The organism is Serratia sp. L9, from assembly GCF_050632285.1.
GTDB lineage: Bacteria > Pseudomonadota > Gammaproteobacteria > Enterobacterales > Enterobacteriaceae > Chania.
Genome location: NZ_CP192591.1, coordinates 3,023,993 through 3,039,139, shown reverse-complemented (window position 1 = coordinate 3,039,139; position 15,147 = coordinate 3,023,993). Strand labels below are relative to the sequence as shown.

Annotated in this window: 13 protein-coding genes and 5 pseudogenes; 12 read left to right on the top strand and 6 right to left on the bottom strand. The window is 46.2% G+C overall.

What is annotated here, in order from left to right; translation table 11 throughout:
* Positions 1 to 2 precede the first annotated feature (2 nt).
* From ACQ86O_RS14290 to ACQ86O_RS14270, 5 genes and pseudogenes are all read right to left on the bottom strand, one after another.
* Positions 3 to 854, bottom strand: a complete 852-nt coding sequence (locus tag ACQ86O_RS14290; protein WP_431221672.1) for a carbohydrate porin — start codon at positions 852 to 854, stop codon at positions 3 to 5.
* A 695-nt stretch (positions 855 to 1,549) separates the two neighbouring features.
* Complete coding sequence (locus tag ACQ86O_RS14285) at positions 1,550 to 1,780, bottom strand: pentapeptide MXKDX repeat protein (protein ID WP_431221671.1); 231 nt, start codon at positions 1,778 to 1,780, stop codon at positions 1,550 to 1,552.
* 353 nt (positions 1,781 to 2,133) lie between these two features.
* The gene (locus tag ACQ86O_RS14280) at positions 2,134 to 2,448 is read right to left on the bottom strand and encodes a DUF1471 domain-containing protein (RefSeq protein WP_431221670.1); all 315 of its coding nucleotides are present in this window, start codon (positions 2,446 to 2,448) and stop codon (positions 2,134 to 2,136) included.
* Between the two features lie 243 nt (positions 2,449 to 2,691).
* On the bottom strand, positions 2,692 to 2,823 hold the full coding sequence (locus ACQ86O_RS14275; protein ID WP_431221669.1) for a hypothetical protein: 132 nt from the start codon (positions 2,821 to 2,823) through the stop codon (positions 2,692 to 2,694).
* Between the two features lie 80 nt (positions 2,824 to 2,903).
* Positions 2,904 to 3,970 (bottom strand): annotated as a pseudogene (locus ACQ86O_RS14270) (IS110 family transposase); the annotation flags it as partial.
* An 82-nt stretch (positions 3,971 to 4,052) separates the two neighbouring features.
* Between ACQ86O_RS14270 and ACQ86O_RS14265 the strand changes: the two are divergent.
* From ACQ86O_RS14265 to ACQ86O_RS14210, 12 genes and pseudogenes are all read left to right on the top strand, one after another.
* A pseudogene (locus ACQ86O_RS14265) lies at positions 4,053 to 4,357 on the top strand (integrase core domain-containing protein); the annotation flags it as partial.
* Positions 4,348 to 4,812: a transposase gene (locus ACQ86O_RS14260; RefSeq protein WP_431221668.1), complete on the top strand. Its 465-nt coding sequence runs from the start codon at positions 4,348 to 4,350 to the stop codon at positions 4,810 to 4,812. The pseudogene ACQ86O_RS14265 and the gene ACQ86O_RS14260, both read left to right, overlap by 10 nt.
* Before the next feature lie 683 nt (positions 4,813 to 5,495).
* Positions 5,496 to 5,939, top strand: a complete 444-nt coding sequence (gene cmtB, locus ACQ86O_RS14255; RefSeq protein WP_431221667.1) for a PTS mannitol transporter subunit IIA — start codon at positions 5,496 to 5,498, stop codon at positions 5,937 to 5,939.
* Between the two features lie 27 nt (positions 5,940 to 5,966).
* Positions 5,967 to 7,353, top strand: a pseudogene (locus tag ACQ86O_RS14250) (PTS mannitol transporter subunit IICB).
* Positions 7,354 to 7,368: 15 nt separating this feature from the next.
* A complete protein-coding gene (locus ACQ86O_RS14245; RefSeq protein ID WP_431221666.1) occupies positions 7,369 to 8,646 on the top strand; it encodes a zinc-binding dehydrogenase in 1,278 nt (425 codons plus the stop codon).
* Positions 8,643 to 9,614, top strand: a complete 972-nt coding sequence (glpX, locus tag ACQ86O_RS14240) for a class II fructose-bisphosphatase (RefSeq protein ID WP_431221665.1) — start codon at positions 8,643 to 8,645, stop codon at positions 9,612 to 9,614. The genes ACQ86O_RS14245 and glpX overlap by 4 nt, the downstream gene beginning before the upstream one ends.
* 15 nt (positions 9,615 to 9,629) lie before the next feature.
* The gene (locus ACQ86O_RS14235; protein WP_431221664.1) at positions 9,630 to 10,139 is read left to right on the top strand and encodes an MltR family transcriptional regulator; all 510 of its coding nucleotides are present in this window, start codon (positions 9,630 to 9,632) and stop codon (positions 10,137 to 10,139) included.
* Positions 10,136 to 10,846 carry a nucleoside/nucleotide kinase family protein gene (locus ACQ86O_RS14230; RefSeq protein WP_431221663.1) on the top strand — a complete coding sequence of 237 codons (711 nt, stop codon included), beginning with the start codon at positions 10,136 to 10,138 and terminating at the stop codon, positions 10,844 to 10,846. The genes ACQ86O_RS14235 and ACQ86O_RS14230 overlap by 4 nt, the downstream gene beginning before the upstream one ends.
* A gap of 221 nt (positions 10,847 to 11,067) precedes the next feature.
* Positions 11,068 to 12,144 carry a class II fructose-bisphosphate aldolase gene (gene fbaA / locus ACQ86O_RS14225; RefSeq protein ID WP_431221662.1) on the top strand — a complete coding sequence of 359 codons (1,077 nt, stop codon included), beginning with the start codon at positions 11,068 to 11,070 and terminating at the stop codon, positions 12,142 to 12,144.
* A 62-nt stretch (positions 12,145 to 12,206) separates the two neighbouring features.
* Positions 12,207 to 14,201, top strand: a complete 1,995-nt coding sequence (tkt, locus tag ACQ86O_RS14220; protein ID WP_431221661.1) for a transketolase — start codon at positions 12,207 to 12,209, stop codon at positions 14,199 to 14,201.
* Between the two features lie 76 nt (positions 14,202 to 14,277).
* Positions 14,278 to 14,460, top strand: a pseudogene (locus ACQ86O_RS14215) (transposase); the annotation flags it as partial.
* A 66-nt stretch (positions 14,461 to 14,526) separates the two neighbouring features.
* Positions 14,527 to 14,871 (top strand): annotated as a pseudogene (locus tag ACQ86O_RS14210) (hypothetical protein).
* A gap of 37 nt (positions 14,872 to 14,908) precedes the next feature.
* Here ACQ86O_RS14210 and ACQ86O_RS14205 read toward each other — a convergent pair.
* Positions 14,909 to 15,145 carry a hypothetical protein gene (locus tag ACQ86O_RS14205; RefSeq protein WP_431221660.1) on the bottom strand — a complete coding sequence of 79 codons (237 nt, stop codon included), beginning with the start codon at positions 15,143 to 15,145 and terminating at the stop codon, positions 14,909 to 14,911.
* Positions 15,146 to 15,147: the final 2 nt, after the last annotated feature.

The following is a 15,147-nucleotide window of genomic DNA, read 5'->3' as shown; positions in this document are numbered from 1 at the left end:
CCTTACAAAGACATTCTGACTTTTATTTCTGGTACCACCACAAAATCTGTTTTTGGATTAAAAGGTGGATTGGAAATAAATTTAAAGCCTGGTGTTACGGTAATATTGGGTGCCAATGCGAGATTCCAGTAAGTTTCTATCCCTGTCTGCTCACGCTGGCCACTACCTGGAAATATATTATTAAAGGGACGTGACCACATTCCAGCCACCGCGACTTCTCCATTAATACCAAATGGATTAAGGAAAGCAAGACCTCCTGTTGCTATATTGTTGGAAAATGTTGTAGAGATACTTCCGCCACGAGCCTCGTTATAGGTGTAAGAAGCAAAGCTGACGATACTCCCCCATTGTTTCTCAGCCAAAAGTTTGAAACCGCTTCCGGCTTCGTTAGGCGTGGTTTCTGGGGAAAAAATACTGCGTGTTCCCGCATGAAAAATTAACAACGAGAGTTGATCATATTCACCATTTTCTCGACGCCATTGTTTACCTACTTCTAGCCCTGAAAACAACTCACTTGATTTTATGTGTGACCAGTTCAGACTGCCCTGGCTCGGATTTCCGTTCATGTCATTCAGGACACCATGGATATAAAATCCATTGTCATCAGACCGCCATCTGAAAGATAGCCCTGCTCTAAAAGCGGGATAAGGAATTGTCTCCGAAAATGCCAATGGGCTAGCAGTGAAGCTAGCACGAGCATCTTTGAATCGAAATGTATTAATGGTAGCCTGTGGGGCTTGATTACCCACGCGGAAACTAAATTCGGGGCCGACTCTTTGTTCCCAGAACAAATCTTCAATTTTGTATTGTGAATTCCATGAAGTGAATTCGTATGCCGACCAAGACGATCCCATGTTTAAAGGCCCAAATGGGGCTGGCCAAGTGTCGCCCCCCCAACAGGTCCCCTCCAGCCGGCTCTTGCAACTAATGAACCTTTATAAGGCACATCCCTTTCGACAGGCGTACAAGTTAATCCGGTCGCGAACTTCAGTAACGGAATATCCGCGTTCCGTAATCTGGCGGGCGCTTCCTCTTTAAATTCAGGGGTAAGTCGCGGTGTTTCAATACGCTCCTCTCATATTCAAACTATATGGCAGGATCGTCTTCCGAGGTGGGGTCAGTCCACTTTAAGTTTCTTTTCGTCCATAATATGCCTGTCTCCGTTGTTGGAGTGAACATATCAAAAAAAGGCAGATACACAATTTTAATTACAGTCTCTTTTTCGGGCATCTTTTGGGTTCCCCGTTTTGTCGTCACACCTAAACCAATTAGGACTGCATTCACAACAATGCCAGCAAAAAAATGTTGATTTTTGCAGGCATTACATCGCCTTCTTATTTTACTGCTGCTCGGTGTTTAGAAAACACCATCAAATGCCACCCCAAAAAAGCGATTGTAGAGGAACCAAAATGACAGCCCGCTGTAAAAATGCAAACCACTTCTCAGTACAACTTAATAAAAAATGGATCATTTGTAACCTCCAATTTTTGATCTTTTTTCATTACAACTGAAAATAAGCGGCGACCTTGGCCGCTGTGTTTTACAGTGGTTACTGGCCCATCGCATCTTTCTTCATTTTATCTTTTTTCATATGTTCTTTTTTAGTGCAATCCTTGCTCATGCAATCCTTTTTCATGTTGTCCTTAATCATACCATTATTGGACATCTGACTCAGATTATTCTTTTGCATCCCGTCGCTGCTCATACTATCTGCCGCATAAACGCTTGGGATACCCAGCATCAACGTGCTACATATCATTATCGCGAAAAGTTTTTTCATGGTATTTCCTCTGTCATTTTAACAAACACCAGTCAATGTATTAGATGTCAAGATAGCATTTATATGCCATCAAACTAATAATAGTATTTTTCCGGGTACCCATCCGTAACATATTGGTTAAAATTAATTAACTGAATTTAAGCATTCTTTTTTCCTCTCAGCTTCGTAACTATCAATAGCAACAGTGTATGATTGAGGAGCTTTTTTTGGTGTCATGCAAATACTTACAGCCTCTCCTAACAGAGTCTGATTTGAGAGGGAAATATCTTTGATTAACCCCAGTGCCTTGTGAAGAGTTAATTAAAAATGATAACCATTTGCTAAGCAGTAACCGTATAATACCTCGCACTGTATTATTCGTAAATATCAGCGGTTCCAAATGCATGGTTATTATTAGATAATGAGGTAATAACATAGTATTTTGCCCCCATCATACTGGCAGCCATTGACAACTTAGTCTCTAGTTCATCTTGAGTTTGAGCGGTGCCACTGATCGTACCAACCTTTTTATGCCCTTGCATCTCTTCAACTTTCATTTTTGCTGCGGCCTGACTTATTTCCATTGCAGAGCCCATTTTTGACATCTCAGCTTTATCATCAGCAAATGAGTTAGCTGACAGCCAAAATATTATGCATGCTAATGATGTTGCAACTATTAATTTCTTCATCGTATTCCCCTTCTAATGCGTAAAATAAATTTTAGAAAGATAGTCTGCTTCCGATATTGAACTCTGATCTTAGCTGAAAGTTAGGATTTAGCAAAGGTTAGCCGCCGTATTGAAGTTGATATAGAAAGCTGAGACTGGAAAGCATTAGCAACTGTCTCCTCGTCGCAAACCTGAATGATTTTAGTTCTTAACATATGTCTCAACCTAGATCCTTTGAGGTGGTTTACCTGCTTTCCGGAGTTTTTACTTACTGGCTTTCTCCAGCTTCAGAATGTTATCGACAACTTTTCTGGCTGACGACAGTCGCTCGACATCTATGTCAGTCCATTCACAATCATCCAGATTACCTGGCCTGCCATATTCATGCTTGGTCATGTAAGCCACGATCTCTTCGGTGTTTTTACCCTGATAAAATTCATCATAGACGTCATATGCTATCTCGGCTTTTTAACTACCGTTCTTACGGCTACTGTGGCGGCAAGCCAGAATGCATATCTTAACCGCGCATTTCCACGTTTTGATAATTTGTAACCGCTGTGCTTTTTCCCGCTCTGAAGGGCGCAGAGATTAAAGCCACAGAAGTTGAGGTACTGCCGGTAATGGGCGAAACGCGTCAAATCGCCACTTTCAGCAATTTTCATAAGGGCAATGACAGGTCCAATACCCGGGATCGTACATAAATGCTGGTAGTCACTTCGTTCCTGTAAATAATTTTCTGCCTGCTTCTCAAGTTGTAATCGCTGACCTGAAAGCTCAACATATCGATGAAGTTGTAATCGGAACGTGGCTACAGCAAGAGAATCATCTGACAACGGTAATGCAATGGAATTCTCAGCAACATCATAGAGATGTTCAAGAAACTGTTGTTTATACTGTTTCCGGCCAACAACATCCCATGACTGTTTTACAAACAAATCCCGGCTCATTGACGTGATACAGAACGGTGTGGGAAATAGAAGTAAAAATTGACAAAAAACTCTGACCGGGACGTATGCAGAAATTGTTCAGCCTCGGGAAAATAAAGGGTCAGGTAATGATTAACCAGGGTGTTCAGGCAGCGGGTACGTGCCAGTGTAACCTGATGGTAATTGTTTGATATTTCCTGTATATCTATAGTGTTATTCACCAGTGGATAGTAAAATGGTGAAGAGAGCCCTTGTTCCAACAAATACATAATAACACTGGCATCTTTACGATCATTTTTATCCCAGGTTTTAAATAGCATCTCGCGGGCTCGTGCACATCTGATAGATGAAACAAGATGACATTGTACTCCTTGCCTATGTAACAACCATGCTATGTTGTGGTGATAATCAGCTGTAGGTTCAAAGGCCGCAATAATATCGCTATGGGGTGAAGAGGTAAGCGCAAGCAACCGGTTGAACCCTTCCAGGGTATTTTCAATGCGCAGATAAGATGTTCGTCCATCTGGATGCCGAATTTTTGCATCGTGATGTTTTTTAGCGATATCCAAGGCAATTAATGTCCCTGGCATGCCGATGTTGCTAACAATAATGTTCATTGATTTTCTCCACTAGTGACAGGCATTACAAGTTGTAGAGAATCGCTGACTTAAACGCTAGTTGGGTACATTCAATAGGTATCATGGTCCGGAACTTATCTCTCTGGCGCTGGCTGAATGAGCAGAGAAACATGCAGTAAAACTGGAATTTATCAAACCGGGAAAGCCAACACAGAATGCGTTTATCGAACGGTTTAACAGGACATACCGAACAGAAATACTGGATTTTTATCTGTTCAGAACGCTGAATAAAGTGCGGAAAATCACGGAGAAATGGTATCGGAATATAACTGTGAACGCCCGCATGAATCGCTGAACAATATGACACCGGAGGAATACCGACAGCATCGTTATTTGGCCGGGAACTCAAAAAATGCATGGAACTAAAACGGGTCTATTTACATGCTGACCTGTCACTGAACAATGTGACTGATGCAGAAGCTTTCCCGGGTCTCATCAGGCAGACCCATCGAAAAATCAGGTCAGCCGCCGCCGACGGCGCTTACGATACTCGGTTATGTCACGATGAACTGCGCCGTAAGAAAATCAGCGCACTCATTCCTCCCCGAAAAGGCGCAGGTTACTGGTCGGGCGAGTATGCAGACCGCAACCGTGCTGTTGCGCATCAGCGGCTGAGCGGGAGCAACGCCCGGTGGAAATGGACAACGGAGTATAACCGTCGCTTGATAGCGGAGACGGCGATGTACAGGGTAAAACAGTTGTTCGGTGGCTCACTGACGCTGCGTGATTACGATAGTCAGATTGCGGAGGCTATGGCCATGGTGCGTACGCTGAACAAAATAACGAAGGCTGGTATGCCTGAAAGTGTGCGTATCGCCTGACTGGCACCGACCTGCTACGGGGAGGCTTATTCCAAATATGATTTATTCAACAAAGCCATTAATCTGCTAAAACGATCGGCCCCCTTTATTTGATAGCTAGTAACTATTAAAAATAAACAAAACAATCGTTATTGTCGATATGTTTCACAGATCGGTTTCGACAATTCGATCGGTATTAACAATTTTACCCCCTTTACCTTCCTGAAAAGATCACTAAATCCATACCTTCTGGTGGCGCATTGTTCACAGCCTGATTTCAGTTGTGCTGTCAGTAAGTTACTTCGTGCTGAAGGAGAACCGGCTCGTTCGAAGGAGTTGAGGTTTTAACGTGGTAAATGTGTGCACTGAAGTAATAGAAATGTGGGGATTACCTTCCTTGCGGAAAGCTACTTGCTGTGTTGGTCTATTTTTCGTAAAAAATAGCATAAAAAGTTAAACGCAATACATTAAATGTGATATTTATCACAATTATTGATTTTTGTTTAAATTTTTATTATGTGAATTAAGTCACATTTATTTGCGTTATTTTAACCACCTAAATTTCAATGGGTTGTTTTGTAATGATAAATTATTTTCTTCCTTGAGGGAGGCTGGTTTTGGCCTGAATTGCATTCGTTTCTCCACGCGAGTATTTTATTTTTAGCAACGTTGTGTACCCTAAAATTAAAATGAGAGAACACCTTATGCGATTAATTGACTTTTTTCCTGAAACATCGATTTCTATTAAAAATTCAGCACGAACGTGGCAAGAGGCTATTGATATCTGTATGGCTCCGCTATTGAGACATCATGTCGTTAATGAGAATTACGTTCAGGCGATTAAAGACTCAACTGTCAATAATGGACCATATTATATTCTGGTGCCCGGAGTAGCAATGCCTCATGCAAGACCAGAATGTGGTGCCCTAAAAACAGGGATGTCATTAACGTTATTAAAAAACGATGTTCACTTTGGTGAGGATAATGAGCCTGTGCGCTTGCTTATAGGGTTGGCCGCGTCGGATGCCAATTCACACATTGATGCAATTCAGGCGCTGAGTGAACTATTGAGTGAAGATGAACATCTGGAATCTCTTTTGAGAGCAGAAACGGAAAAACAACTCGCGGATATTATTTCCCGCGTATAATAACTCATTCCGCTATAGGATATTATCATGGAAAATAAGTCTGCTCGTGCAAAAGTCCAGGCTTTTGGGGTTTTTTGACTGCAATGGTTATCCCCAATATTGGTGCATTTATTGCCTGGGGTTTTATTACCGCATTATTTATACCTACAGGTTGGATGCCGAACGAAAATTTTGCCAAAATTGTTGGCCCGATGATTACCTATTTGCTGCCGGTGATGATTGGTTCAACGGGGGGCATCTGATTAGTGGTAAGCGTGGTGCGGTGATGGGGGGAATTGGCACCATCGGGGTGATTATCGGTGCAGATATTCCTATGTTTATCGGTGCAATGATCATGGGACCACTCGGTGGGCTGGTGATAAAACACATTGACCGCTTTTTTGAAAAACGGATACCTGCTGGTTTTGAGATGGTTATCAATAACTTCTCTCTAGGCATCGCCGGTATGCTCCTGTGCCTTCTCGGTTTTGATATAATTGGCCCAGCCGTACTGATTGCCAATAACTTTGTTAAAGCAGGCATTGAATCACTGGTACAAACAGGGTATTTACCTCTGCTCTCGTTGATTAACGAACCCGCTAAAATTCTTTTCCTTAACAATGCTATCGATCAGGGGGTCTATTATCCTCTTGGGATGCAACAAGCTTCAGAAACTGGAAAATCGATCTTCTTTATGGTCGCTTCTAATCCAGGGCCTGGCTTGGGACTGTTGCTAGGTTTTACCCTGTTTGGTAAAGGCATGAGTAAGAAATCTGCTCCAGGTGCGATGATCATTCACTTCCTTGGGGGTATTCATGAGCTTTATTTCCCGTATGTGCTGATGAAACCGCTGACACTTGTTGCAATGATTGCAGGGGGAATGTCCGGGATCTATACCTTCAACTTACTTGGTGGTGGTTTGGTAGCAGGACCAAGTCCAGGCTCGATTTTCGCTTATCTGGCATTAACACCAAAGGGGTCGTTTGTTGCAACATTGGTGGGGGTGACAGTGAGTACGCTGGTTTCTTTCGCAATTACCTCCTTTATCCTGAAAATGGAAAAAAACACGGGTGTGGAAAATGAAGAGGAATTCGAACAGTCAACCAAAGCGATGAAATCGATGAAACAGGAAGGGGCACGTTCATTCCGTCAAGTGAAACGTATTGCGTTTGTTTGCGACGCAGGAATGGGGTCCAGTGCTATGGGCGCGACAACGTTCCGTAAGCGTCTGGAAAAGCAAGGACTCTATATCGACGTTAAACACTACGCGATTGAAAATGTGCCTGATGATGCTGATATTATTGTTACTCACGCAAACCTTGAGGGCCGAGTAAAACTTGTCACTGATAAGTCGTTAATCTTAATTAAAAACTATATTGGTGATCCGCAATTAGATGATTTATTTCAGCAGATTGTCACTGAATCCAAAAACTGATTTCTCGAGGTCATTATGAAAACCAAGGTTGCTGCTATATATGGTAAGCAGGATATCCGCTTACGTGAATTTGAACTTCCAGAAATAACAGATAATGAATTGTTGGTCAGCGTTATATCTGACAGTATCTGTTTGTCAACATGGAAGGCTGCATTACTGGGTAGCGATCATAAGCGTGTACCCGATGACTTAGAAAATCACCCCGTGATTACCGGTCATGAGTGTGCGGGAATAATTGTTGAAGTAGGTAAGAATCTTCAGAGTAAATATAAGAAAGGACAGCGTTTTGTTTTACAGCCAGCAATGGGGTTACCTTCTGGTTATTCCGCTGGATACAGTTACGAATATTTCGGTGGCAACGCAACTTACATGATTATTCCGGAAGTGGCAGTTAATCTGGGCTGTGTTCTACCCTACAAGGGGTCCTATTTTGCTGCGGCATCCTTGGCGGAACCGATGTGCTGCATTATCGGTGCGTATAACGGGAATTATCATACAACGCCGTATGTCTATGAGCATCGCATGGGAATTAAGCCAGGCGGCAACTTGGCGCTGCTTGCTTGCGCCGGGCCTATGGGTATTGGTGCCATCGATTACGCCATTAACGGCGGCATTCAGCCTTCGCGAGTAGTGGTGGTGGATATTGATGAGGCGCGTCTGGCACAGGCAAAAAAACTGCTGCCCGTCGAGTTGGCCGCTGAGAAGGGCATCGAGCTTTTCTATGTCAATACTGCTGGCGTGGAAAACCCGGCAGAAGCGCTTCGCGCATTAACTGACGGTGCAGGTTTTGACGATGTCTTTGTTTATGCCGCCGTACCCTCGGTGGTGGAATTGGCTGACGAACTGCTGGCGGAGGATGGTTGCCTGAACTTCTTCGCTGGCCCGACGGAGAAAGACTTCAAAGTACCGTTTAATTTCTACAACGTGCACTACAACAGCACCCACGTGGTCGGCACCTCCGGCGGCTCCGCCGACGATATGAAAGAGGCCATAGAACTCAGCGCGACGGGACAATTGCAACCCTCTTTTATGGTCACGCACATCGGCGGGCTTGACGCCGTGCCGGAGACCGTACTCAACCTGCCAAATATTCCTGGTGGCAAAAAGCTTATCTACAACGGCGTGACAATGCCGCTGACGGCGATTGTCGATTTCGCTGAAAAAGGCAAAACCGATCCGCTGTTCAGAGAACTGGCGCGACTGGTAGAGAAGACGCACGGCATCTGGAACGAAAAGGCGGAGAAATATCTGCTGGAGCAGTTTGGCGTTGATGTCGGGGAGGCTTTGGAATGATGTCACTGACCTGGTCGCTGGTGCGTACGACGGAACAGGCGGCGCTCGCCGCCTGGCCACAAACGGGGTGCGGCGACAAGAACAGAATTGATGGCCTGGCGGTCTCGGCGATGCGCCAAGCGCTCAATAACATCCCCATGCAGGGGCGGATTGTGATTGGTGAAGGGGAAATTGATAAAGCGCCAATGTTGTGGATTGGTGAAGAAGTGGGTAACGGTATGGGTATAGAGGTAGATATTGCTGTGGATCCTATCGAAGGCACCAGGATGGTTGCGATGGGGCAAAGTAATGCGCTGGCGGTTATGGCTTTTGCTCCACGTGGCAGTCTGCTGCATGCGCCTGATATGTACATGAAAAAACTGGTGGTAAATAAGAAGGCCAAGGGGGCAATTAATCTGGCATTACCGCTGGAAGATAACCTGCGCAATGTTGCCGACGCGCTCGGTAAGCCTCTGGAGATGTTGCGCATGGCGACATTGGATAAACCTCGTTTACGGCCAGCAATCGAAGAAGCCTCTCGTCTCGGTGTGAAGGTTTACGCACTGCCTGACGGTGATGTCGCCGCCAGCGTATTAACCTGCCAACACGATAATCTGTTTGATGTCATGTTTACGATAGGTGGTGCACCGGAAGGCGTGATTTCTGCCTGTGCAGTGAAAGCTCTGAACGGTGACATGCAGGCTGAACTCATTGATTTTTGTCAGGCTAAGGGCGAATCGGATGAACATCGGCAGATAGCGGAAAGCGAGCGCCGCCGCTGTGCGGAAATGGGAGTTGATATTAATCGTGTTTATTTTCTTGATGAATTGATAACCAGTCGAGATATTTTGTTCTCTGCTACGGGTGTCACCGGTGGTGATCTGCTGGGAGGGATTCAGCAGATGCCTAACGGCCTACATACACACACATTACTTATCTGTGGCATAGACCAAACATGTAATATAATAGACTCCCTACATTCCTGGTGATTTATCGAGATACGAATGACAACGCTGACAGAGGATGATGTGCTTGAGCAATTGGACGCACAAGGTGATTTGCTCTCATTTATTACGATGGCAAACAGCATGTTGCAACATGGCGTCAAGCAATTTCTGCCGTCGTTATTCGTTAACAACGATGAAGAAATTATGGAGTATGCGGTGAAACCGTTACTTGCCCGTAGTGGACCATTGGATGATATTGATGTGGCATTACGTCTGATTTACGCCTTGGGGAAAATAGATAAAGAGTACTACGCTGATATAGCGCATTTTTCTCAATTCGGACAATATTTGCAGGAGCAGAAGGTCATCCCCAACTTTACGGATGATATATGTTGGGATTTCATCTGCAACGTCAATTGTATAATCAAGAACGTAACGCTATATAGTGCATTAACTTCAATGAAGTTCGCTGATTTTTCTACTTGGTCAGAACTCCGGTTTAGAGGCATGATCAAAACGGCGTTAGTACTGGCAGTAACAGCAATATTAAAGGAACTCACACCTTGAAAGTAATGTTGACCATTAATGGGCTGGTAGTTGAGGCTCATTATAGTGATAAAGAAATTGCTGATGTTCATCTACCGTTACTTCGGAAATTGGCAGACCGGAAAACTATCCCCTCACACAAGCGAAAGATTATTTTCCTCAGTGCACCTCCGGGTACTGGAAAATCTACGTTAACCGCATTTTGGGAATATCTAGCCCGGCAGGATCCATTATTGCCAGACATTCAGACCCTGCCAATGGATGGTTTTCATCATTACAATGATTGGCTTGAAGAACATGGCTTGCGTCCATTTAAGGGAGCCCCGGAAACGTTCAATGTTGATAAACTGGCAAAAAATCTTGAGCTGATCCGTGATGGTGATGGGGAATGGCCACAGTACGACAGGCAACGGCACGATCCGATAGAAAATGCGATCAGGGTCATGGCACCGGTAGTGATTGTGGAGGGGAACTGGCTGTTGCTGGATGATGATAACTGGCGAAGTCTTGAACCTTACTGCGATTCTTCCCTTTTTATTCAGGCGCCTACTGATACATTGCGCGAACGGTTGATTGCCCGGAAGTGTGCTGGCGGTTTAAGCGCTAACGAAGCGAGAGCGTTTTATCTGCGTACGGATGGTCCAAATGTCGAGCGCGTTTTGGCGCATAGCCGCCCGGCGGATATCACCCTGACGATGACTGAAAGTGGGGAGTACCGTTTTAGCTGATTTAATTTATTCCAATAATAACGTAAATATCATCAGAGTATAATTATACATTTCATTCTCCAGGCTGGCTATTTATTGGTGATAGCCATATTCCCTGGCTATGTATTATCTCTTTTTTTGTGAGTTTATGTTCTTGCCTTCCTGGTCGCACTTTAATGGTTTTGCGCATATAACCTGGAAGTTATTTAATGGTTTAATATACAAGTACAGGAGTGTTTACTATGTCTAAGATTTTTGATTTCGTAAAACCAGGCGTGGTGACGGGTGACGATGTTCAGAAAATATTTCAGGTAGCTAAAGAAAATAACTTCGCTCTGCCAGCCGTAAACTGTGTGGGGATTGACTCAATCAATGCCGTTATGGAAACCGCGGCGAAAGTTAACGCACCGGTTATTATTCAGCTCTCTAACGGAGGTGCTCAATATATCGCGGGTAAGGGCATTAAGGGTGACGGCCAACAGACTGCTATTTTGGGGGCTATCTCTGGCGCGCACCATGTGCATCAGATGGCTGAATACTACGGCGTGCCAGTGATCTTGCACACTGACCACTGTGCAAAGAAACTGTTGCCGTGGATCGATGGCCTGTTGGATGCTGGTGAAAAACACTTTGCTGCTACCGGTAAATCGCTGTTCTCTTCTCATATGATTGACCTGTCTGAAGAATCTCTGGAAGAGAATATTGAGATCTGCTCCAAATACTTGGAGCGTATGTCCAAAATCGGCATGACTTTGGAAATCGAACTGGGTTGCACCGGTGGGGAAGAGGACGGTGTGGATAACAGCCACATGGACGCGTCTGCCCTCTATACCCAGCCGGAAGATGTTGACTATGCGTACACCAAACTGAACGCCATTAGCCCACGTTTCACCCTTGCTGCGTCCTTCGGTAACGTACACGGCGTCTACAAGCCGGGTAACGTTAAGCTAACTCCGACCATTCTGCGCGATTCTCAGGAATATGTTTCTAAGAAACATAACCTGCCGCACAACAGCCTGAACTTTGTCTTCCACGGTGGTTCGGGCTCTTCCGCTGAAGAAATCAAAGACTCCGTCAGCTACGGTGTCGTGAAAATGAACATCGATACCGATACCCAGTGGGCAACATGGGAAGGTGTCTTGGACTACTACAAAACTCACGAATCTTATCTGCAAGGCCAGTTGGGCAATCCGAAAGGCGAAGACCAGCCGAACAAGAAATACTACGACCCACGAGCCTGGCTTCGTGCTGGTCAGTTGACGATGATCGCGCGTCTGGAGCAAGCATACAGAGAGCTGAACGCCATCGACGTTTTATGATCGGCTATTAGCGTTCATAACAAAGACTGATTTCTGTTAAAGAGTTAAATATGGAGTTTACAATGCCATCAAGAACAACCCTGGCGAATGCTATTCGTGCACTGAGCATGGATGCAGTACAAAAAGCCAAATCCGGCCATCCGGGTGCCCCGATGGGTATGGCTGACATTGCCGAAGTCCTGTGGCGTCATTTTCTAAACCACAACCCCCGGAACCCGTCTTGGGCTGATCGTGACCGCTTCGTGCTGTCCAACGGCCATGGATCTATGCTGATTTACAGCCTGTTGCACCTTACCGGCTACGATTTATCCATGGAAGAACTGAAAAACTTTCGTCAGCTTCATTCCAGAACTCCGGGCCATCCAGAAGTAGGTTACACACCGGGCGTGGAAACCACCACCGGTCCATTGGGGCAGGGTCTGGCTAATGCGGTCGGTATGGCTATCGCCGAGAAAACCTTGGCAGCGCAATTCAACCGTCCGAGCTACGACATTGTCGACCACTTCACGTATGTTTTTCTCGGTGACGGTTGCATGATGGAAGGCATATCCCACGAAGTCTGTTCTTTGGCGGGTACCCTGAAGCTGGGTAAACTGGTGGCGTTTTACGATGACAACGGCATCTCCATCGACGGTCACGTCGAAGGCTGGTTTACTGATGACACTGCGAAGCGTTTCGAAGCCTACGGTTGGCACGTAGTGCGCGGCGTTGACGGTCACGATGCTGACGCGATTAAATGCGCTGTTGAAGATGCTCATTCCGTTACAGACAGACCGTCTCTGCTGATGTGCAAAACCATCATCGGTTTTGGCTCGCCAAACAAAGCGGGCACACATGATGTTCATGGTGCGCCACTGGGCGATGCGGAAGTCGCAGCAACTCGTGAGACACTTGGCTGGAACCACGCTCCGTTCGAGATCCCGCAGGACATCTACGCGCAGTGGGATGCGAAAGAGGCTGGTCAAGCGAAAGAAGCGGCCTGGAACGAAAAATTCGTGGCCTACACCGAGGCCTTCCCGCAGGAAGCCACTGAATTCACCCGTCGTATGAATGGCGACATGCCCGCGGATTTCGACGAGAAAGCGAACGAGTTCATCGCTAGACTGCAGGCAAAACCCGCAAAAATTGCCAGCCGTAAAGCGTCCCAAAATGCTATCGAAGCCTTCGGTCCGCTGTTGCCTGAATTCCTTGGCGGCTCCGCTGATCTGGCACCGTCTAACCTGACTCTATGGTCCGGTTCGAAAGCCATCAATGGAGACACTACCGGCAATTACATCCATTACGGCGTGCGTGAGTTTGGTATGACCGCGATTGCCAACGGTATCGCTTTGCACGGTGGTTTTCTGCCGTATACCTCGACCTTCCTGATGTTTGTGGAGTATGCGCGTAACGCGGTGCGTATGGCGGCATTGATGAAGCAGCGTCATGTGATGGTTTATACCCACGATTCCATCGGTCTTGGTGAAGACGGTCCGACTCATCAGCCGGTAGAGCAACTGGCGTCATTGCGCATGACCCCCAATCTGAGTACATGGCGTCCCTGTGACCAGGTTGAATCTGCTGTGGCGTGGAAATACGGCGCTGAGCATCACGACGGCCCGACGGCGCTTATTCTGTCCCGCCAGAATCTGGCGCAGCAGGAACGTACGGAAAAGCAACTGGCGAACATCGCCCGCGGCGCGTACGTACTGAAAGACTGCGATTGCCAGCCGGAATTGATTTTTATCGCCACGGGTTCTGAAGTGGAACTGGCCGTGGCGGCGTGGGACAACGTGTCTGCTGAGGGCATAAACGCGCGCGTGGTGTCCATGCCATCCCCCGATGTTTTCGATAGACAGGATACTGCTTACCGGGAATATGTGCTGCCAAAAGCGGTGAGCGCCCGCGTGGCTATCGAAGCGGGCATTACCGATTACTGGTTCAAATACGTGGGCCTTGATGGTGCAGTGATCGGTATGAACACATTTGGAGAGTCAGCACCGGCTGAGCAGTTGTATGAAACGTTTGGTATTACGCTTGATAAGATCCTCCAGAAAGCGAAAGAGATTATCTCGTAAATAGACTTGCGCCTTATGAGGATCGATAATTCACGGTCAGCACTATCGGCCGTGAGTTTTGCATGATCATTAACATTCGTCAAAAACGCTGCTATGTGATGACAGCGAAATCGAGTTGAACACGCCGCGTGACCGTGAAAACACCTTCGAACCTCAGTTCATCAAGAAAAACCAGACACGTATTGCGCAGATGGACAGCCAGATTTTATCTCTGTACGACCAAGGGATGACCACCCGCGAAATCGTCGCCACCTTCAAAAGTGAGCATTATCACCGAGCACGGCCAACTGATTATCCGCACCACGCCAGCCACGGAGGGGAACGCATGAATATCACCTTTACCCCTGAACCGATCCCGGAACTGACCCTGGCAGGCGGCACATTGGCCGCATTGGGATTTACCCCTGGTACGCCGTTGCAACTGACGCTCCAACATCACACACTCTGGATCACTGTTGTCACCGATGAAGCCACCTGGAACGCACTGTGCGCGGCTAGCCAGCACCGCACGGATCTGGGAGTGGATTAGGTGCAGGAGAACGGTGAGGTGATTATCGGTGGCGACTGGATCGTTGAGTCTGGGATCATCGATGTGGCACAACTGGAGATCACCGCTGCACCCGGCGTGATCCGGTTGCAGCGGCAAGAAGATGGGGGATTTAAAGCATAGAAGCAAGAACCCCGGCCAAACTGGCCGGGGAGCATGACTATTCAATGAGGTCTTTCTTCGCCTCTTCCAGCACAGCTAAAAACTCATTTAGTGGGAACTTCATTGCCACTTGTTCAACAAGTATTCTTGCGTCAGCAAAGAACTCCACTTCAATATTGTCTATTCCTTTATCTTTATTAAGTTGGCAAAGTATTTGATCTTTATAAGAGATCTCCGCTGTCAGTTCTTCATAGCGAGAATCACTAAAGAAGACAACTTCAAAATCAGTACGCATAA